This window comes from Variovorax atrisoli (assembly GCF_014195185.1).
GTDB classification, from domain to species: domain Bacteria; phylum Pseudomonadota; class Gammaproteobacteria; order Burkholderiales; family Burkholderiaceae_C; genus Variovorax; species Variovorax atrisoli.
This window is the reverse complement of record NZ_JACIBG010000002.1, coordinates 329130-347320: the sequence shown is the minus strand read 5'-3', so window position 1 is coordinate 347320 and position 18191 is coordinate 329130. Positions and strand designations below refer to the sequence as shown.

Genomic DNA, 18191 nt, shown 5'->3' with positions numbered 1-18191 from the left:
GCACACTCGCGTCACTTCCATGCTCCTCATTCCCGCCATTGATCTCAAAGACGGCCACTGCGTTCGCCTCAAGCAGGGCGACATGGATCAGTCCACCATCTTCAGCGAAGACCCCGCCGCCATGGCGCGCAAGTGGGTCGATGCCGGCGCGCGGCGGCTGCACCTGGTCGACCTGAACGGCGCCTTCGCCGGCAAGCCGCAGAACCACGCGGCGATCAAGGCGATCCTGCGCGAGGTGGGCGACGACATCCCGGTGCAGCTCGGCGGCGGCATCCGCGACCTCGACACCATCGAGCGCTACATCGACGACGGCCTGCGCTACGTGATCATCGGCACCGCCGCGGTCAAGAACCCCGGCTTCCTGAAGGACGCCTGCAGCGCCTTCGGCGGCCACATCATCGTGGGCCTGGACGCCAAGGACGGCAAGGTCGCCACCGACGGCTGGAGCAAGCTCACGGGCCACGAGGTGGCCGACCTCGGCAAGAAGTTCGAGGACTACGGCGTCGAGTCGATCATCTACACCGACATCGGCCGCGACGGCATGCTCTCGGGCATCAACATCGAGGCCACCGTCAAGCTGGCCCAGGCGCTGACCATCCCCGTGATCGCCTCGGGCGGCCTGTCGAACATGGCCGACATCGACCAGCTCTGCGCGGTCGAATCCGACGGCGTCGAGGGCGTGATCTGCGGCCGCGCCATCTATTCGGGCGACCTCGACTTCGCCGCCGCGCAGGCGCGCGCGGACGAGCTGACCGCCTGACGCTCCCACTGCGCAGCGCGTGCTCTCCGCGCTCGCCATCGCCAACTACCGATCGCTGCGGCAGCTGACCGTGCCGCTGGGGCGGCTCACGGTCGTGACCGGGCCCAATGGCAGCGGCAAGTCGAGCGTCTACCGCGCGATGCGCCTGCTGGCCGACATCGCCAACGGCGGCGTGATCCGCTCGCTGGTGCGCGAGGGTGGGCTTTCATCCACCCTGTGGGCCGGCCCCGAGCGCTTCTCGGCCGCGATGCTGCGCGGCGACGTGCCGGTGCAGGGCACCACGCGCAGCGAGCCCGTGGCGCTGAAGCTGGGCTTCGCCGGCGCCGAGGCCGACGACTTCGGCTACGCCATCGACATCGGCCTGCCGCCGCCCATTCCGTCCACCGCCTTCTCGCACGATCCGCAGATCAAGCATGAGGCCATCTGGAGCGGCCCGCTGCTGCGGCCCTCCACGCAACTGGTCGACCGCAAGGGCGCCGCGCTGCGGCTGCGCGAGGGCAAGGGCTGGCAGGCCGTCGGCCGGCCCATCCCGGCCTTCGCCAGCATAATGACCGAGCACGCCGACCCGCGCGACGCGCCCGAGATGCTCACGCTGCGCGAGCAGATGCGTTCCTGGCGCTTCTACGACCACTTCCGCTCCGACGCCGAGGCGCCCGCGCGCCAGCCGCAACTGGGCACCTACACGCCGGTGCTCGCCAACGACGGCGCCGACCTGGCCGCCGCGCTGCAGACCATCCGCGAGATCGGCGATGGCGAAGCGCTCGACCGTGCGGTGGACGATGCCTTTCCGGGCGCCGGCATCGAGATCCGCGTCAACGGCGACCGCTTCGAGACGCTGATGCACCAGCACGGCCTGCTGAGGCCGCTGACGGCCGCGGAGCTCTCCGACGGCACGCTGCGCTACCTGCTGTGGATCGCGGCGCTGCTCACGCCGCGGCCGCCCGCGCTGCTGGTGCTCAACGAACCCGAGACCAGCCTGCACCCCGACCTGCTGCCCGCGCTGGGCCGCCTCATCGCGCAGGCCGCGCGGCAGTCGCAGGTGATCGTGGTGTCGCACGCGGCACGGCTGATCTCGGCGCTGGACGACAGCGACGGCATGCAGCCTGTGGTGCTGGAAAAGCGCTTCGGCGAGACCCGCATCGCGAACCTCGACATGAGCGAGATCCCGCGATGGGAGTGGCCTGCAAGATAGCGGGCCCGACTACTCGGCCTTCACCGACATCGTCTGGATGATCGTCTCCAGCTGCGCGCTCATCGGCAGGTTGATGCTTTCCCCCGACGGCAGCTTGCGCAGAAACCAGCGCTTGTACTGGCGCTCGATCTCGCCGTCCTCCGCCAGCACCTGGAAGGCGTCGATGACCACCTTGTTGAGTTGGGCATCGCCCTTGCGGTACATGATCCCGTAGGGGTCGTAGGAGAGGAAGTCGCCGACCACCTCGTAGTCGCTCTTCGCGGCGTCCTTGGCGATCAGGCCGTAGAGCAGCACGTCGTCGGTGGCGAAGGCGTCGGCCTGGCCGCTCTTCACGAGACCGAAGGATTCGGCGTGGTCGCGCGCCACCAGCAGGTCGATGTTGAGCTTGAACTTCTGCGAGAGCTCGCGCAGCGTCTTCTCGTTGGTGGTGCCCGCGGTCACGGCCACCTTGCGATTGGCGAGGTCGCGGAAGGACTTGATCGGCGAGCCCTTCTTCACCAGTACCTTGGTGCCGGAGACGAACATCGTAGGCGAGAAGCTCACGCGCTTCTGGCGCTCGAGGTTGTTGGTGGTGGAGCCGCACTCCAGGTCGACCTGCCCGCTCACGACCGCGTCGATGCGTGAATCGGAGGTCACGGGCACCCACTTGATCGCGAGGCTCCTGTTCACCGCGTCCTCGATCGCCGTCACCAGCGCGCGGCAGAGCTCTATCGAATAGCCGATGGGCTCGTTGCGCGCATTGAGGTACGAGAAGGGCACGGACGACTCGCGGTAGCCGATGGCGATGGTGCCGCTCTCGCGCACCTTGGCCAGCGTGCCGGTGAGCTGCTCCTGCGCCCGCGCGGGCGCAGCGGGCAGGGCCGCGAGCACCACCGCCGCCAGCAGCGCGGCGAGGAAAGCGAATGGCAGCGTGCCGATGCGCTTCATGATGTGTTCTTCGCTTCGGCTCAGGCGTGCGCCGGGTGGGCGAGGGTGGCGTTGGCCTCCTCGTCGAGCGCCTTGGCGTTGACTTCGGCGTCGCTCTCGGAAAGCAGCTCGCCCTCCCACTTGGCGACCACCGCCGTCGCGATGGAGTTGCCCACCGCGTTGGTGGCCGAGCGGCCCATGTCGAGGAAGGTGTCCACACCCAGGATCAGCAGCAGGCCGGCCTCGGGAATGTCGAAGTGGTTCAGCGTGGCGGCGATCACCACCAGCGAGGCGCGCGGCACGCCGGCCATGCCCTTGGAGGTGAGCATCAGGATCAGCAGCATCGTGATCTGCGTGCTGATCGGCATGTGGATGTTGTAGGCCTGCGCGATGAAGAGCACGGCGAAGGTGCAGTACATCATCGAGCCGTCGAGGTTGAACGAGTAGCCCATCGGCATCACGAAGCTGGAGATCTTGCGCTTCACGCCGAAACGGTCGAGGGCCTGCAGGATCTTCGGATAGGCCGCCTCCGAACTGGCGGTGGCGAACGACAGCAGGAAGGCCTCCTTGATGAGCACCAGCAGCTTGAACACGCGCGGGCCGAGGAACAGGAAGCCGGCCAGGACCAGCACGCTCCAGAGCACGAAGAGGCCCAGGTAGAAGTCGCCCATGAACACCGCGAACTTCAGCAGGATGCCCAGGCCGTTGACGGCCACGGTGGCGGCCATGGCGGCCAGCACGGCCAGCGGCGCGAGCTTCATCACGTAGCCGGTGATCTTGAGCATCGCGTGCGAGAGCTCCTCGATGGCGGCGACCAGCGTCTTGGCCTTGTCGCCCAGCGAAGCCAGCGCCACGCCGAAGAACATCGAGAACACCACGATCTGCAGGATCTCGTTGTTGGCCATGGCCTCGACGAAGGACTTCGGCACCGTGTGGCTCACGAACTCCTTGAGCGTGAACTTGGCGGTGGCGAGGTTGGCCGAGGCGCCGATGTCGGGCAGCGGCAGCCCGAGGTTCTCGCCGGGCTTGAGCAGGTTGGCCATGACCAGGCCGATCACCAGCGAGATCAGCGAGGCCGTGAGGAACCAGCCGATGGCCTTGCCGAACACGCGGCCCACCGACTTGGCGTCGCCCATGTGCGCGATGCCCACCACCAGCGTGGAGAACACCAGCGGGCCGATCAGCATCTTGATGAGGCGCAGGAAGACGTCCGAGACGATGGAGACGTAGTCTGCGATTTCCTTCGCGGCCTTCTTGTCCGGAAAGCTGGTGAAGATCATGTAGCCGACGATGATGCCCAGCACCATCGCGATCAGGATCCATGCGGCCATCGGCAGCTTCTTCATTCGTATCCCCTTTTGTCGTGTGAGAGTGATTTTTTCCGGGTGCGCGGGACCGGCCTGCACCTTGTCTCCCGGTGCAGGCGGCCACAGGGTATCCAAGAAGGCCCCGGCCGCGCAATGGGCCGGGATGCCAGTTCCGTGCCACTGAACGGGCGCTGCCTACAATTCCTCACATGGAAACCAGCCTGATCGAGTTCCGCGGCCAGCCCGCCATGCGCGCAACCGGCGCCGACGGAAGCACCCTTACCGTCGCATTGCATGGTGCCCATGTGCTGTCGTGGACCACGGCCGACGCTGTGGAGAGGCTCTACCTGAGCCCGCGCGCGGTGTTCGACGGACAGGCCGCCATCCGCGGCGGCATACCCATTTGCTGCCCGCAGTTTAACCAGCGCGGCATGCTGCCCAAGCATGGCTTCATGCGCAATTTGCCTTGGGAAAACGCCCCTTCCGACGTCCCCCAGACGCTTCGCCTGACGCTGCGCGACAACGAAGCCACGCGCAGGCTCTGGCCGCACTCTTTCGAGGCACGGCTGGATGCAACGCTGAGCCCCGGCGGGCTTCGCACGGCGCTCACCCTGGTCAACACCGATGCCGCGTCCTGGTCCTTCACCGCGGCGCTGCACACCTACCTGCGCGTCGACGAAATCGCCGATGCGCGCCTGGAGGGCCTCCAGGGCGCCGATCGCTGGGATTCGCTGACCGACGAGCGCCATGCCGAAAAGGCGCAGGCGCTGCAGTTCGAGGCCGAGTTCGACAGCGTCTACGGCACGCCGGGCCGGCCGCTGCAGCTGGTGCAGCCGGGCGGCACAGTCGAAATCTCCCAGAGCCCCACCTGCACCGAGACCGTGGTCTGGAACCCCGGCGCCGTGCTAGGTGCGAAACTCGCCGACATGCCCGAAGACGGCTATCGCCACATGCTCTGCGTGGAGGCGGCCCGCATCGACGAGCCCGTGCTGCTCGCGCCCGGCGCCCAATGGCTCGGCTGGCAGCAGCTGCGCGTTATCTGACCACCCCACCGGTTCCTTACTCCACCATGCTTGCCAAACGCATCATTCCCTGCCTCGACGTCACCGGCGGCCGCGTCGTCAAGGGCGTCAACTTCGTCGAACTGCGCGACGCCGGAGATCCGGTCGAGATCGCCGCGCGCTACAACGCGCAGGGGGCCGACGAGCTCACCTTCCTCGACATCACCGCCACCAGCGACGGCCGCGACCTGATCCTGCCGATCATCGAGGCGGTGGCCTCGCAGGTCTTCATTCCGCTGACCGTGGGCGGCGGCGTGCGCACCGTGGCCGACGTGCGCCGGCTGCTCAACGCCGGCGCCGACAAGACCAGCTTCAACTCGGCCGCCATCGCCGATCCGCAGGTGATCAGCGACGCGTCGCAGAAATACGGCTCGCAGTGCATCGTGGTCGCCATCGACGCCAAGCGCCGCAGCCCCGAGGAGGCCGCCACGCGCGGCGCGGGCTGGGACGTGTACAGCCACGGCGGGCGCAAGAACACCGGCCTGGACGCCGTCGAATGGGCCGCCGAGATGGCGCGCCGCGGCGCCGGCGAGATCCTCTTGACCAGCATGGACCGCGACGGCACCAAGAGCGGCTTCGACCTGGAGCTGACCCGCGCGGTGAGCAACGCCGTGAACGTGCCGGTGATCGCCTCTGGCGGCGTGGGCAGCCTGGACGACCTGGCCGACGGCATCCAGACCGGCGGCGCCGACGCGGTGCTGGCCGCGAGCATCTTCCACTACGGCGAGCACACGGTCGGCGAGGCCAAGGCCCGCATGGCCGCGCGGGGCATTCCCGTGCGCATCGACCGCTGAATGGCCCCGCGGACAGCCTCCCGGGCAGCCTCAAAAGGCTGTCCAAGGGTCTTTTGCCATCCCCGACAATACCTTCCATGAACTGGCTCGATGAAGTGAAGTGGGACGCGAACGGCCTGGTGCCCGTGATCGCGCAGGAACAGGGCAGCAACGACGTGCTGATGTTCGCCTGGATGAACCGCGAGGCGCTCGAGAAGACCGCCGAGCTGGGCCGCGCGGTGTATTTCAGCCGCTCGCGCAACAAGCTGTGGTTCAAGGGCGAGGAGTCGGGCCACGTGCAGACCGTGCACGAGATCCGCCTCGACTGCGACAGCGATGTGGTGCTGCTCAAGGTCACCCAGCTCGGCCACGAGCCCGGCATCGCCTGCCACACCGGGCGCCACAGCTGCTTCTTCAACAAGTACGACAACGGCGGCTGGAAAGCGGTCGAGCCCGTCTTGAAAGACCCGGAATCGATCTACAAGTGACGGCCACAGTGAACAACGACAGCACCTCCGACGCGCTCGCCCGCCTGGCCGCGGTCATCGAAAGCCGCCTGCCCGCGCGCGGCGGCGACCCCGAGAAAAGCTACGTCGCGCGCCTGCTGCACAAGGGCCCCGACGCCTTCCTCAAGAAGATCGGCGAGGAGGCCACCGAAGTCGTGATGGCCGCCAAGGACGCCGACCACGGTGGCGACCGCTCGAAAATAGTGAACGAAGTGGCCGACCTGTGGTTCCACACCATGGTGGCGCTGGCGCACTACGGTTTCTCTCCGGCCGACGTCACTGCCGAACTGGAGCGCCGCGAGGGCACCAGCGGCATCGAGGAAAAGGCGCTTCGCAAGGTGAAGGCACGGGAAGCCGAAGCCCCCAACGATTGAAAGGACACCTGCCATGGCCAACGACATCGTGAACGTGGAACCCGACGACTCGCTCAAGACCTGGGGCTGGGTCAGTTACATCCTGCACCTGATCGTGGCCATCGGCGCCGTCGTGCCGGGGGCGCAGGCCTCCGTGCTGCTGCTGCTCATCGCGCTGGTGATCGACTTCGTGAAGCGCGACGACGCGGCCGGCACCTGGCAGGCCTCGCATTTCAGCTGGCGCATCCGCTCGGTGCTGTGGGCCGGGCTCCTGTACATCGTCACCTCGTGGCTCTGGCTGCTGCTCTTCGTGCCGGGCTGGATCGCCTGGAGCCTGATCTCGCTGTGGTTCCTCTACCGGATCGTGAAGGGCATGATCCGGATGAACGACGGCCGTCCCATGGAACCCAAAGATGTCATCTGATCCGAACTGCGTCTTCTGCAAAATCATCGGGGGCAAGATTCCCTCCCGCAAGGTCTACGAAGACGAGGACCTGTTCGGCTTCCACGACATCGCGCCCTGGGCGCCGGTGCATTTCATGCTTGTGCCGAAGAAGCACATTCCCTCGATGGCCCAGCTGACGCCCGAGGATTCGGCGCTCATGGGCAAGATCATGACCCTGGCGCCCAAGCTGGCGCTGGAGCAGGGTTGCAGGCCCTACCCGGAGGGCGGCTTCCGGGTCGTGGTCAATACGGGTGCGGAGGGCGGGCAGGAGGTTCACCATCTCCATGTCCATGTCATGGGCGGCCCCCGGCCATGGCTTCGCGGCTGACGGGCATTAAGCCAAACTGTCACATTACGCCCGACTAAAATCGGACACATTCTTAGGAGTTCTCCATGGGTTCTTTTTCCATCTGGCACTGGCTGATCGTGCTGCTCGTCGTGGTCATGATCTTCGGCACCAAGAAGCTGCGGAACATCGGTTCGGACCTCGGTGGTGCCGTCAAGGGTTTCAAGGACGGCATGAAGGACGGCTCCGCGTCCGACGCTTCCGCTGCACCCTCGGCTCCCGCCCAGCAGGTGACCGGCCAGCCGGCCAACGGCGACAAGTCGGCGATCGACGTCGAAGCGCGTCAGAAGTCCTGAGCACGGGCAGCAGCACGTGCTCGACCTCGGCATTGAGAAGCTGGCGCTGATCGGCGTCGTCGCGCTGATCGTCATCGGCCCGGAGAAGCTGCCGCGCGTGGCCCGTACCGTCGGCACGCTGCTGGGCAAGGCGCAGCGCTACGTGAACGACGTCAAGGCCGAAGTCAACCGCTCGATGGAGCTCGACGAGCTCCGCAAGATGAAGACCACCGTCGAGGATGCGGCGCGCGACGTCGAGCACAGCATCCACACGGGCGCGAGCGAGTTCGAGAAGCAGTTCAGCGGTTCGGGCGAAACCCTTTCGGCGCTGGCCGAACCCGAGCCGCCACCGCCGCCGGTCTACAAGCACCCCCGCAAGAACTGGCGCCTGAAGCAGGGCGCCACGCCGCAGTGGTACAAGGCGCGCAACGGCGTGCGCACCAAGGCGCTCTCGGGCGCCGCGCGCGTGGCACGCTTCCGCCCGCACAAGATCAACTAGCGGCTTTCCTCCCTTCACCGCGTTCTTCGAGCGCCGCACGCCGGCCGACGTCACGCTTTCTTCTTTTCCAATGGCCGATTCAGACAACAAGAGCAACGACAAGGAAGACGAGCTCGCGGGCACCGAACAGCCGTTCGTGGCGCACCTGATGGAGCTTCGCGACCGCCTGCTCTATTGCGTCTACGGCCTCGTGGTCGCGGGTGTGCTGCTGGCGATCTGGCCCGGCCCGGCCGGCCTGATCGACCTGATCGCGGTGCCGATCAAGGCCCACATGCCGCACGACGCGAAGCTCATCGCCATCGGCGTGTTCTCGCCGTTCTTCGTGCCCCTGAAGGTGCTGATGATGGCGGCCGTGCTGCTGGCGCTGCCCTGGCTCATGTACCAGGCGTGGATGTTCGTCGCGCCGGGCCTCTACAGCCATGAGAAACGCTTCGCGCTGCCCCTGATCTGCTTCGGCAGCCTGCTGGCCTATGCGGGCATCGCCTTCGTGCAGCTCTTCGTGCTGGACAAGATGTTCGGCTTCATCCAGCACTTCGCGCCCGCCGCAGTGCAGGCGACGCCCGACATCTCCTCCTACGTGGAGGCGATCCTGTCGCTTTACATCGCCTTCGGCGTGGCGTTCCAGGTGCCGATCGTGGTGATGCTGCTGGTGCGCTTCGACATGGTGACCATCGAGAAGCTCAAGTCCTTCCGCGGCTACTTCATCGTGGTCGCCTTCGTCGTGGCCGCAGTGCTCACGCCGCCCGACGTGGTCTCGCAGCTGGCCCTGGCGGTGCCGATGTGCCTGCTGTACGAAGTGGGCATCCTCGGCGCCAAGTACTTCGCCAGCAGCACCAAGAAGTCCGAAGAAGAACAGAGCAGCGCCGACTCGGCCTCCAGCTAGCCAGCCCTCCAGCAGGCCCTGCGACAGGGCCCGCTGCGCCCGTCAGGCCCGCAGCCAGTAGCCAAAACTACCCCGAAAATTCCAGAAACACCGCGGAACCGGCTTCGCCGGGCCGCCGGTGTTGCCCCCGGAAGGGGGTTGGCGAAGCGACACGAAGTGCGCGAAGCCTGGGGGAGAGCTTTTTACTCCTGCTGATTCGGCACCTGCCGCACCGGGCTCTTCGGCCTCAGGCCCGGCGTCACGTCCAGTTCCATCTTGTCGCTGCCTCGCTGCAGCGCGAAGCGCGAGGTCGTGCCGGGCTTGAGGCCGGCCACGGCGGTCAGCAGGGCCTGCACGTTGTCCGTCTTCTTCTCACCCACCGAGGTGATCACGTCGCCCGGCCGGATGCCGGCCTTGGCGGCGGGGCCGTTCTGCAGGACGCCGGTGATGATCACGCCGGAGTCGGCCTTCACGCCGAAGGTCTCGGCCAGCTCGGGCGACAGGTCGCTCGGCTCCACGCCGATCCAGCCGCGGCGCACCTGGCCTTCCTTGACGATGCCCTCGAGCACGATCTTGGCCATCGACACAGGGATGGCGAAGCCGATGCCCATGCTGCCGCCCGAGCGGGAGTAGATCGCGGTGTTGATGCCCTGCAGGTTGCCGTTCACGTCGATCAGCGCGCCGCCCGAGTTGCCGGGGTTGATGGCCGCGTCGGTCTGGATGAAGTTCTCGAAGTTGTTGATGCCGAGCTGGTTGCGGCCCAGCGCGGACACGATGCCGCTGGTCACGGTCTGGCCCACGCCGAAGGGGTTGCCGATGGCCAGTACCTGGTCGCCGACCTGAAGGCCGTCGGAGTCGCCCAGCACGATCACCGGCAGCTTGTCGAGCTCGATCTTCAGCACGGCCAGGTCGGTGTCTGGATCGGTGCCGATCACCTTGCCGCGCGCGTGGCGGCTGTCGTTGAGGGTCACCTCGATCTCGTCGGCGCCTTCCACCACGTGGTTGTTGGTGAGGATGTAGCCGTCGGGGCTCACGATCACGCCGCTGCCCAGGCCCACCTGGGGCTGGTCGTCCTGGTCGCCGAAGAAGAAGCGGAACCAGGGGTCGTTGCTGCGCGGGTGGCGTTGGGCGGCCTTGCTGGTGTTGATGCTGACCACCGCTGGCGAAGCCTTCTTGGCAGGCGCGCTCAGGCTGCCGGGGGCCGTGACGCCCGGGTTGCTGGCCGGGGCCTCGACGATCGAGACCACGCCGCCCAACGAGGTCGCGCGCTTGTTGATCCACTCGGGCTTGAGCGTCGCGACGACGAAGTAAGCCGCCAGCAGGACGGTCACGGCTTGGGCAAATAGCAGCCAGGTGCGTTTCATGAAAGATTGGTGAAAAAGACGTTGGAAAGCCGCAAGCAGCGCGGCAATGTTGTCAATTGTCCCTCAACCGGGCAGTCCGGAGACCGCCCGGGCCGGTCGAGATTAGGAGGGTGCCGGGGCGTGAATTCGGGTTAACACTTAGTATCACGGGTCGGCCCCACCCGGTCCGTCTGTTTTTCGGCCCCCGTGCCGCCCATCCGGCGGGTGCGGCGAGGCCTTCCGTCAGCGCGCCATTCTTTCCGTTTCTCACCCGGTTTCGCGGGTTGGCGCGCGGCCAAGATCTTCCTGCCTGCCATGACTTCAGAAGCTACCACCCCGCACGGCGCACGGCCGGTGCCGGCGCGCACGCTCGCCTCGAGCGACTACAAGACCCTCGGCCTGTCCGCCCTCGGCGGCACGCTGGAGTTCTACGATTTCGTCATCTACGTGTTCTTCGCCACCGTGCTGGGAGCGCTGTTCTTCCCGGCCGACATGCCCGACTGGCTGCGCCAGCTGCAGACCTTCGGCATCTTCGCGGCCGGCTATCTGGCGCGCCCGGTGGGCGGCATCGTCATCGCGCATTTCGGCGACATCTTCGGCCGCAAGCGCATGTTCACGCTGTCGATCTTCCTGATGGCGGCGCCCACGCTGGTGATCGGCCTGCTGCCCACCTACGCCAGCATCGGCGTGGCGGCCCCGCTGCTGCTGCTGGCGATGCGCGTGCTGCAGGGCGCGGCCATCGGCGGCGAGATGCCCGGCGCCTGGGTGTTCGTGGGCGAGCACGTGCCGGAAAAGCGCTACGGCCTGGGCATCGGCGTGCTGACTTCGGGCATCACCGGCGGCATCCTGCTGGGCTCGCTGATCGCGGTGGCCATCAACCGCCACTATTCGCCCGAGCAGGTGAGCGACTTCGCCTGGCGCATTCCGTTCATCCTGGGCGGCGTGTTCGGGCTGGTGTCGGTGTACCTGCGGCGCTTCCTGCATGAGACGCCGGTGTTCAAGGAGCTGGCCGGCCGCCGCAACGCGGCGCGCGAGCTGCCGCTTCGCACCGTGCTGCGCGAGCATCGCCTGGCCTGTGTGTACGTCGCGCTGCTGACCTGGGTGCTGTCGGCCGCCATCGTGGTCGTGGTGCTCTACACGCCCACCTACCTGCAGAAGGTGCACCACATTCCTGCCGCCATGGCGCTGGAGGCCAACGCCCTGGCCACGCTGACGCTCACGCTGGGCTGCGTGCTGGCCGGCTGGGCGAGCGACCGCATAGGCACCCGGGCCGTCATGCTGATCGGCTGGGGCGGCCTGTTCGCCACGGCCTACCTTTTCTACAGCGGCCTGCCCGGTACGCCGGCGACGCTCTTCTGGCACTACGGCCTGGTGGGCCTGTTCGTGGGCTCCATCGCCACCGTGCCGATCGCGGGCGTGCGCGCCTTCCCGGCGCCGGTGCGCTTCACCGGGCTTTCCTTCGCCTACAACATGTCGTACGCGGTCTTCGGCGGGCTCACGCCGGTGATCCTGACGCTCTGGCTGCAGCACGACACGATGGCGCCCGCGCACTACGTCGCGGTGCTGGCCGCGCTCGGCTTCCTGCTGGCGCTGCTGCCCCTGGCCGCGCGCGGCCATGCGATGCGCGACGGTGGCGTGGCGCCCGCGCGGGGCGCGACAATGGCGCGATGAGCACAACCCGCCACGAACTGCTTCACGCATTCGACCTGCTGCTGGCCCCCGGGCGCTTCAAGGACTACGGACCCAACGGCCTGCAGGTCGAAGGGCGCACCGTGGTGCGAAAGATCGTCTCGGGCGTGACCGCCAGCCGCGCGCTGATCGAGGCCGCTATCGAGTCCGACGCCGATGCCATCTTCGTCCACCACGGCCTCTTCTGGCGCGGCCAGGACGGCCGCGTCACCGGCTGGATGAAGCAGCGCCTCGGCCTGCTGCTGGGCCGCGACATCAATCTCTTCGCCTACCACCTGCCGCTCGACGCGCACCCCGAACTCGGCAACAACGCCCAGCTGGGCCTGAAGCTGGGGCTCGTGGCGCATACCGGTCCGGGCGGCCGCTTCGGGGAGCAGGAACTGGGCTTCATCGGCACGCAGGAAGGCGGCGGGAGCTTCGACAGCGCCAGGACGCTCGCCACCCACGTCGAGAGCGTGCTGAAAAGGCCGGTGACGCTGGTCGACGCGGCCCAGCGCCCCATCAGGAACATCGCCTGGTGCACCGGAGGCGCGCAGGGCTACTTCGAGGCCGCCATCGCGGCCGGCGCCGATGCCTTCATCACCGGCGAGATCTCGGAGCCGCAGGCCCACTACGCGCGGGAGATGGGCGTGGCCTTCCTCGCCTGCGGGCATCACGCCACCGAGCGCTACGGCGCCCCCGCGGTGGCGGGGCACGTGGCTGCGCAACTCGGGCTGACGCACGAGTTCATCGACATCGACAACCCGGCATGAGCGCGGCGCGGAGCACGGAGGTGTATTTCCAATGAGCGGCTCCATCGCCATCACGCTGGGCGACCCCGCCGGCATCGGCCCTGAAATCATCGTCAAGGCCTTCCGCGATGCGCCCGAAGCGACGCGTGGCGCCTTCGTCGCCGGCGACGTGGGCACGCTGCGCAAGGCATCGCAGGTCCTGGCCGCCGACGGCCGCCCCGGCTGGCCGGTGCTGGAGATCGAATCGGTCGCCGAGGCGGCCAGTGTCCCGCCAGGCTGCATCCCGGTACTGCAGGTGATCGCGCCGCCCTCTGGCATCGAAACGGGCCGCATCAGCGCCGAGGCCGGTCGGGTGGCGGGCGAATGCGTGGTGTGGGCCGCGCGGGCCGCGCTGCGCGGCGAGATCGGCGCCATCGTGACCGCGCCCCTGCACAAGGAGGCGCTGTCGGCCGCCGGCTTTCCGTACCCCGGCCACACCGAGCTGCTGCAGGCCGAGGCGGCCGCGCACCTGGGCCGCACCGTGGCCGACGTGCCGGTGCGCATGATGCTGGCCAACGACGAGCTGCGCACCGTGCTCGTCAGCATCCACATGTCGCTGCGCAAGGCCATCGAGGCGGTGCGCTTCGAGGGCGTGCTGGAGACGCTGCGCATCACGCACCGTGCGCTCACGCACGCGCTGGGCCGCGCGCCGCGCATCGGCGTGGCGGGGCTCAATCCGCATGCGGGCGAGGGCGGGCTCTTCGGCTCGGAGGAGCGGGAGATCATTGCGCCGGCCGTCGAGGCGGCGCGTGCCGAGGGCATCGATGCCAGCGGGCCTCACGCGCCCGACACGGTCTTCATGCGCGCACGCGCCAAGAACGGCGTGCCGTCCAGCGGCGAGTTCGACGTGGTGATTGCGATGTACCACGACCAGGGACTGATCCCGGTCAAGTACCTGGGCGTGGAGAAGGGCGTGAACGTGACGCTGGGCCTGCCGCTGGTGCGCACCAGTCCCGATCACGGCACCGCGTTCGACATTGCCGGAACGGGGCGGGCCGATGCGTCCAGCCTCGTGGAGGCGCTGCGCATGGCTCGCACGCTGAGCTGAACCGACTTCTCCAGAAACACCGCGGAACCGGCTTTGCCGGGCCGTGGGTGTTGCCCGGCAGGGTCAAGGCGTGCGCGACACGAAGTGCGCGCAGCCTGGGGCGGGCAACAGGTTCAGCGCTGCTTGAGGCTGTCGCGGATCTCGCGCAGCAGCACCACGTCTTCGGGTGTCGCGGGGGCTGCGGCGGGCGCCGGCTCCTCGGTGCGCTTCAGGCGGTTGATCTGCTTGACCATCATGAAGATGATGAAGGCGAGGATCACGAAGTTGACGGCGATGGTGATGAAGTTGCCGTACGCCAGCACCGGGACGCCTGCCTTCTTCAGGTCCGCCAGCGTGTTCGCGACGCCCGGCGGCACCGTACCCAGCACCACGTAGAGATTCGAGAAATCGAGCTTGCCGAACACCACGCCCACCAGCGGCATGATGATGTCGGCCACGAGCGAGTCGACGATCTTGCCGAAGGCCGCGCCAATGATCACGCCGACCGCGAGGTCGATGACGTTGCCCTTGACGGCAAATTCCTTGAATTCACTGAGGATGCTCATGATTCAAAAGGCTGCTGGAGCTCTGCTGTTGAAGGAGAGCCGAGTATGCCCGCGATTGCTCACTTCTCCAGCGGGCGCGGTGCCACATCGACGTGCGCAGCCGGCAACCCTTCACGACTGCGCGAGGCAATCTGCCTGTAGCCGTCTTCCAGGTGGCGCACGAAGCGTGGCGTGTCGAAATAGCCGCTGCGCGCTTCCTTGGCCTTCGCGAGGCGCGAGCGCAGCGCCGCCAGCTCTTCCCGGTGCGTGGCGTAGTGGATGGCCTTTTGGACATACTCCGCGTGGTTCGTGGCCACCAGCTCCGGCAGTCCGATGGCGCGCAGCAGGCTGCCCGCCATGCGCGACACCATTGTCGTGCCGGTGAGCGCCAGCAGCGGCACGCTCGACCACAGCACGTCGTTCGCGGTCGCGCCGCTGCTGTAGGGGAAGGTGTCGATGAACAGGTCGGCCAGGCCGATGCGCGCCAGGTGCTGGTCGACCGGCATGCGCGGCGACACGATCAGGCGCTCGGCCGGCAGGCCCGCCTTCTCCCATTGCGCGCGCAGGTTCTGCTCGAAGCCGTTCGGGCCCTGGGCCAGCCACAGCACCGAGTTCGGAATGCCCTGCACGATGCGCACCCAGGCCTCGAAGGTCTCGGGCTGGATCTTGAAGGACTGCGAGAAGTTGCACAGCACGAAGGCGTCTTCGGGCAGGCCGTGCTCGGCGCGCGTGGGCCTGTGCGGATTGACCGGGCGCTGGGTGTCGATGACCTGGAAAGTCTCCGGCAGCCGCAGCAGCTTCTCGGAGTAGCAGTCTTCCGTGCCCGGCGGCGAGAGGAAGTTGTCGGACACCAGGTAGTCGTAGTTGGGCGTGCCGCTGGTGCCCATGTAGCCCAGCCACATGAGCTGCGCCGGCGCCGCGTGGTAGGCCATCACCTGCGGCTTGGCGCCGCGCGTGTCGCCCGAGAGGTCGACCAGGATGTCGATCTCGTCGTCGCGGATGCGCTCGGCCATCTGCTGGATCGACAGGCCCTGCAGGTCGACGAAATGTTCCGCGGTGGCGGCGATGCGCGCCCGTGCGGGGTGGCCGTCGTCGGGGCCGTAGGAGTAGATGAAGACTTCGAACTCCTTGCGGTCGTGCCGGCCATAGAGCTCTGCCGTCAGGTGCGCCACCGGATGATTGCGGAAGTCGAAGGAGTAGTAGCCCACGCGGATGCGCGGCGAGGTGCGGCGCGCGCCTGCATCGGCAAAGGGCCTGATGGCCGTGTTGCGGTCGGCCAGCAGGGCGGAGCGCTGCGTCCAGTTCATGAGGCGGCGCGCGTCGTCGTAGTTCGACATCAGGATGAAGGACGACACCGTCTGGTCGTTGCTCGGGTTGTCGAGCAGCGCCGCGATGCGCTCGCGCAGTTCGGGCACGCCGTTCCAGTCGGCGATGTGCGCCTTCTCGCCCAGCATCCACACCATGGCGGGCATGAAGTCGGGATCGTCGCGCAGGCACTGCTCGAATTCGGCGATGGCCTCCTTCGACTGGCCTGCCATCACGTAGGTCACGCCCAGGTTGCATCGCGCGAGCACCTGGCGCGGGTGCACCTCGAGCGCCTTCTTCAGCACCTCGATGGCAGTGTCGAAGCGGCCGAGCCGGAAGTTCACCGTGCCCAGGTTGTTCAGCAGCAGCTCGTGCTCGGGCAGGCTTTCGAGCGCGAGCCTGTAGAGCTCGGCCGACTCCGCGAAGCGCATCGACACGCCCTCGAGCGCTCCGCACACGCCGTAGAGCGCAGCCACGCCCTCGGGGTCGGACAGCGCCTTGTGGCGCTCCTCGGCCGGCCAGTTGCGCATGGCGCGCTGCATCGGTTCGATCGCCTCCTCGATGCGTCCGCAGGCCTGCAGCGCCCTGGAGAGCATGAACGCGGCCTCGCAGTCCATCGGGTCGGCGGCGGCCTTTTCATACGCGCCGAGCGCGGCGGCCCAGTCCTTCTGGTGCGCGCGGATCTTGCCGATGTTCTTGTGCGCGGCGGCGTAGCCGGGGTCCAGCGCCAGCGCGCGGCCGAACTGCGTGATCGCCTCGTCGAAGCGGTCCTGCTCCATGTCGATGGCGCCGGCGTTGTTCCATGCGGCGGGTGCCTGCGGCGCGAGCCGCGTGGCCTCGGCGGCGGCTTCGCGCGCCTGGCGGAATTTCTTCTGCTGGCGATAGACCGCCGACAGGTTCACGTAGGCCTCGGGGTAGTTGGGCTGGGCCTTGATCGCGCGGCGAAGGTCCTGCTGCGCTTCGTTCGGCAGGCCCATGTGCATGAAGATCGTCGCGCGGGTGTTGAAGTAGAAGTGGTGCGGCGACCGTGCGATCGCCCGGTTCACGTAGTTCAGCGCCAGCTTGGGACGGCCTTGCCGGTACAGCGCCTCGCCGCTGAGGTGCAGCGCGTCGGCATGCTCGGGGAAGCGCGACAGCAGCGCCTCGTAGACCTGCAGGGCCTCCGCAAAGCGGCCCACCCGGTGCAGCGCCAGACCCTGCTCCAGGAGTTGCCCGGCGTCCGCGGCCGGCGTGGAGGGAGCGGGAGCGAGAGAAGGTGAGTTCATGAATCCGCGTGAAGAGTGTCGAGTCTGGGGCGAGACTGGGTCGGGACAGTGATTGCGGCCGCTTCGGTGCCGGCCTTCCGCACAAGTGAAAAGGCCGGTCACCCAGTATAGGGGCCGGCCTTTCGATTGCATCCGCTGGCATTCCCGCGGCGCGCTCGCTGGCGCCGCGGAAGTGCCGGGCGGATTACCAGGACCAGGAGGCGCCGATGCCGCCGCCGACCTTGCCGTTGTTGCCGCTGCCGATGTTCAGCTTGATCTGCGCGCCTTCGCCGATGCGGAAGCTGGCCGCTGCAGCGATGGCCGACCGGCCGTCGTACGAGCCCACGCCCACGCCGATGCCGAAGTTCTTGCCCGCCTCGAGCGCTGGCACCGAGGCCGCGGCCAGCGCGATGGCCGCGCCGGTGCTGCTGGTCCTGCGCATGTCCTGCACCTCGCTGCGGACCTGGTTCAACTGCGACATGTTCGCGGCATCCGTCGGCAGCACGCCCGGGGCCACGTTCTGCACGCGCCCGTTGGCGATCACGCCGTTGCCCGCGGTGATGGTGCCGCCCGCATTCACGTTGCCGGTGACGTTGACCGTGCCCGCATTCAGCGTCGTGACGTTGCCGGTCACGGCGTTGATCGTGGTGATGTTGCCGGTCTGCGTGTTCAGCACCGTGATGTTGCCGTTGGCCGCGGTGATCGTCTGGAAGTTGCCGGTGGTGGCATTCACCGTGCTGGCGTTCACCGTCGTGGCGGCGACCGTGCCGGCGGTCAGTGCATTGACCGTGGCGCTGGCGGCAGACAGGTTGGTCGTGCTGACGTTCGTCGCGCTCAGCGTGTTGATCGTGCCGCGGCTGGCCGACAGGTTGGTGGTGCTGACGTTGGTTGCGCTCAGCGTGTTGATCGTGCCGGCGTTGGCCGTCAGATTTGTGGTGCTGACGTTGGTGGCGCTCAGCGTGTTGATCGTGCCATTGCTGGCC

General features: G+C 67.6%; 20 protein-coding genes. 14 read left to right on the top strand and 6 right to left on the bottom strand.

What is annotated here, in order from left to right; genetic code table 11:
• Positions 1 to 19 precede the first annotated feature (19 nt).
• Both hisA and FHY06_RS08575 read left to right on the top strand, forming a co-directional pair.
• Positions 20 to 760, top strand: a complete 741-nt coding sequence (gene hisA, locus FHY06_RS08580; protein WP_184604482.1) for a 1-(5-phosphoribosyl)-5-[(5-phosphoribosylamino)methylideneamino]imidazole-4-carboxamide isomerase — start codon at positions 20 to 22, stop codon at positions 758 to 760.
• Between the two features lie 19 nt (positions 761 to 779).
• Positions 780 to 1952 (top strand): AAA family ATPase, encoded by a 1173-nt coding sequence (locus tag FHY06_RS08575; protein ID WP_184604480.1) that lies wholly within the window; start codon positions 780 to 782, stop codon positions 1950 to 1952.
• Positions 1953 to 1961: 9 nt separating this feature from the next.
• Here FHY06_RS08575 and FHY06_RS08570 read toward each other — a convergent pair whose 3' ends face one another.
• Together FHY06_RS08570 and FHY06_RS08565 are read right to left on the bottom strand one after the other, a co-directional pair.
• Positions 1962 to 2879 carry an amino acid ABC transporter substrate-binding protein gene (locus FHY06_RS08570; protein ID WP_184604478.1) on the bottom strand — a complete coding sequence of 306 codons (918 nt, stop codon included), beginning with the start codon at positions 2877 to 2879 and terminating at the stop codon, positions 1962 to 1964.
• Between the two features lie 20 nt (positions 2880 to 2899).
• On the bottom strand, positions 2900 to 4204 hold the full coding sequence (locus FHY06_RS08565) for a dicarboxylate/amino acid:cation symporter (protein WP_019654400.1): 1305 nt from the start codon (positions 4202 to 4204) through the stop codon (positions 2900 to 2902).
• Between the two features lie 170 nt (positions 4205 to 4374).
• On the opposite strand from FHY06_RS08565, the gene FHY06_RS08560 reads away from it, so the two are divergent.
• The 9 genes from FHY06_RS08560 (at position 4375) to tatC (ending at position 9306) form a co-directional block, all read left to right on the top strand.
• Positions 4375 to 5208: a D-hexose-6-phosphate mutarotase gene (locus tag FHY06_RS08560; RefSeq protein WP_184604476.1), complete on the top strand. Its 834-nt coding sequence runs from the start codon at positions 4375 to 4377 to the stop codon at positions 5206 to 5208.
• 26 nt (positions 5209 to 5234) lie between these two features.
• On the top strand, positions 5235 to 6020 hold the full coding sequence (gene hisF, locus FHY06_RS08555; protein WP_019654398.1) for an imidazole glycerol phosphate synthase subunit HisF: 786 nt from the start codon (positions 5235 to 5237) through the stop codon (positions 6018 to 6020).
• Between the two features lie 68 nt (positions 6021 to 6088).
• The gene (gene hisI / locus FHY06_RS08550; RefSeq protein WP_184605003.1) at positions 6089 to 6487 is read left to right on the top strand and encodes a phosphoribosyl-AMP cyclohydrolase; all 399 of its coding nucleotides are present in this window, start codon (positions 6089 to 6091) and stop codon (positions 6485 to 6487) included.
• On the top strand, positions 6484 to 6879 hold the full coding sequence (locus FHY06_RS08545) for a phosphoribosyl-ATP diphosphatase (protein ID WP_126182687.1): 396 nt from the start codon (positions 6484 to 6486) through the stop codon (positions 6877 to 6879). The genes hisI and FHY06_RS08545 overlap by 4 nt, the downstream gene beginning before the upstream one ends.
• Before the next feature lie 13 nt (positions 6880 to 6892).
• Positions 6893 to 7282: a DUF4870 family protein gene (locus tag FHY06_RS08540; RefSeq protein ID WP_126182688.1), complete on the top strand. Its 390-nt coding sequence runs from the start codon at positions 6893 to 6895 to the stop codon at positions 7280 to 7282.
• A complete protein-coding gene (locus FHY06_RS08535) occupies positions 7272 to 7631 on the top strand; it encodes a histidine triad nucleotide-binding protein (protein ID WP_184604474.1) in 360 nt (119 codons plus the stop codon). Before FHY06_RS08540 ends, FHY06_RS08535 begins: the two co-directional genes overlap by 11 nt.
• A gap of 65 nt (positions 7632 to 7696) precedes the next feature.
• A complete protein-coding gene (tatA, locus tag FHY06_RS08530; protein ID WP_019654393.1) occupies positions 7697 to 7945 on the top strand; it encodes a Sec-independent protein translocase subunit TatA in 249 nt (82 codons plus the stop codon).
• Between the two features lie 16 nt (positions 7946 to 7961).
• A complete protein-coding gene (gene tatB, locus FHY06_RS08525) occupies positions 7962 to 8423 on the top strand; it encodes a Sec-independent protein translocase protein TatB (RefSeq protein ID WP_019654392.1) in 462 nt (153 codons plus the stop codon).
• A 70-nt stretch (positions 8424 to 8493) separates the two neighbouring features.
• Positions 8494 to 9306 (top strand): twin-arginine translocase subunit TatC, encoded by an 813-nt coding sequence (gene tatC, locus FHY06_RS08520; RefSeq protein WP_019654391.1) that lies wholly within the window; start codon positions 8494 to 8496, stop codon positions 9304 to 9306.
• 182 nt (positions 9307 to 9488) lie between these two features.
• Here tatC and FHY06_RS08515 read toward each other — a convergent pair whose 3' ends face one another.
• Positions 9489 to 10649, bottom strand: a complete 1161-nt coding sequence (locus tag FHY06_RS08515; RefSeq protein WP_019654390.1) for a trypsin-like peptidase domain-containing protein — start codon at positions 10647 to 10649, stop codon at positions 9489 to 9491.
• 294 nt (positions 10650 to 10943) lie between these two features.
• Here FHY06_RS08515 and FHY06_RS08510 point away from each other — a divergent pair, with 294 nt between their 5' ends.
• The 3 genes from FHY06_RS08510 to pdxA are packed head-to-tail and all read left to right on the top strand — an operon-like array spanning position 10944 to position 14135.
• Entirely contained in the window at positions 10944 to 12299 is a 1356-nt protein-coding gene (locus FHY06_RS08510; protein WP_019654389.1) for an MFS transporter, read from the top strand.
• Positions 12296 to 13069, top strand: a complete 774-nt coding sequence (locus FHY06_RS08505; protein WP_019654388.1) for a Nif3-like dinuclear metal center hexameric protein — start codon at positions 12296 to 12298, stop codon at positions 13067 to 13069. The genes FHY06_RS08510 and FHY06_RS08505 overlap by 4 nt, the downstream gene beginning before the upstream one ends.
• Before the next feature lie 31 nt (positions 13070 to 13100).
• Entirely contained in the window at positions 13101 to 14135 is a 1035-nt protein-coding gene (gene pdxA, locus FHY06_RS08500; protein WP_145761265.1) for a 4-hydroxythreonine-4-phosphate dehydrogenase PdxA, read from the top strand.
• A 113-nt stretch (positions 14136 to 14248) separates the two neighbouring features.
• On the opposite strand, the gene mscL is transcribed toward pdxA, so the two are convergent.
• The 3 genes from mscL to FHY06_RS08485 form a co-directional block, all read right to left on the bottom strand.
• Positions 14249 to 14680, bottom strand: a complete 432-nt coding sequence (mscL, locus tag FHY06_RS08495; RefSeq protein ID WP_019654386.1) for a large conductance mechanosensitive channel protein MscL — start codon at positions 14678 to 14680, stop codon at positions 14249 to 14251.
• A gap of 59 nt (positions 14681 to 14739) precedes the next feature.
• Positions 14740 to 17229 (bottom strand): tetratricopeptide repeat protein, encoded by a 2490-nt coding sequence (locus FHY06_RS08490; protein WP_132752360.1) that lies wholly within the window; start codon positions 17227 to 17229, stop codon positions 14740 to 14742.
• Between the two features lie 184 nt (positions 17230 to 17413).
• The coding region (locus tag FHY06_RS08485; protein WP_184604472.1) for a YadA-like family protein at positions 17414 to 18191 on the bottom strand (778 nt) is incomplete at its 5' end.

Excerpts from the sequence above, each read along its gene's own strand:
- hisA (WP_184604482.1), top strand. The coding sequence starts at position 20 with ATGCTCCTCATTCCCGCCATTGATCTCAAAGACGGCCACTGCGTTCGC.
- FHY06_RS08570 (WP_184604478.1), bottom strand. The coding sequence starts at position 2,879 with ATGAAGCGCATCGGCACGCTGCCATTCGCTTTCCTCGCCGCGCTGCTG.
- FHY06_RS08565 (WP_019654400.1), bottom strand. The coding sequence starts at position 4,204 with ATGAAGAAGCTGCCGATGGCCGCATGGATCCTGATCGCGATGGTGCTG.
- FHY06_RS08560 (WP_184604476.1), top strand. The coding sequence starts at position 4,375 with ATGGAAACCAGCCTGATCGAGTTCCGCGGCCAGCCCGCCATGCGCGCA.
- hisF (WP_019654398.1), top strand. The coding sequence starts at position 5,235 with ATGCTTGCCAAACGCATCATTCCCTGCCTCGACGTCACCGGCGGCCGC.
- FHY06_RS08540 (WP_126182688.1), top strand. The coding sequence starts at position 6,893 with ATGGCCAACGACATCGTGAACGTGGAACCCGACGACTCGCTCAAGACC.
- FHY06_RS08535 (WP_184604474.1), top strand. The coding sequence starts at position 7,272 with ATGTCATCTGATCCGAACTGCGTCTTCTGCAAAATCATCGGGGGCAAG.
- tatA (WP_019654393.1), top strand. The coding sequence starts at position 7,697 with ATGGGTTCTTTTTCCATCTGGCACTGGCTGATCGTGCTGCTCGTCGTG.
- tatC (WP_019654391.1), top strand. The coding sequence starts at position 8,494 with ATGGCCGATTCAGACAACAAGAGCAACGACAAGGAAGACGAGCTCGCG.
- FHY06_RS08515 (WP_019654390.1), bottom strand. The coding sequence starts at position 10,649 with ATGAAACGCACCTGGCTGCTATTTGCCCAAGCCGTGACCGTCCTGCTG.
- FHY06_RS08510 (WP_019654389.1), top strand. The coding sequence starts at position 10,944 with ATGACTTCAGAAGCTACCACCCCGCACGGCGCACGGCCGGTGCCGGCG.
- FHY06_RS08505 (WP_019654388.1), top strand. The coding sequence starts at position 12,296 with ATGAGCACAACCCGCCACGAACTGCTTCACGCATTCGACCTGCTGCTG.
- pdxA (WP_145761265.1), top strand. The coding sequence starts at position 13,101 with ATGAGCGGCTCCATCGCCATCACGCTGGGCGACCCCGCCGGCATCGGC.
- mscL (WP_019654386.1), bottom strand. The coding sequence starts at position 14,680 with ATGAGCATCCTCAGTGAATTCAAGGAATTTGCCGTCAAGGGCAACGTC.
- FHY06_RS08490 (WP_132752360.1), bottom strand. The coding sequence starts at position 17,229 with ATGAACTCACCTTCTCTCGCTCCCGCTCCCTCCACGCCGGCCGCGGAC.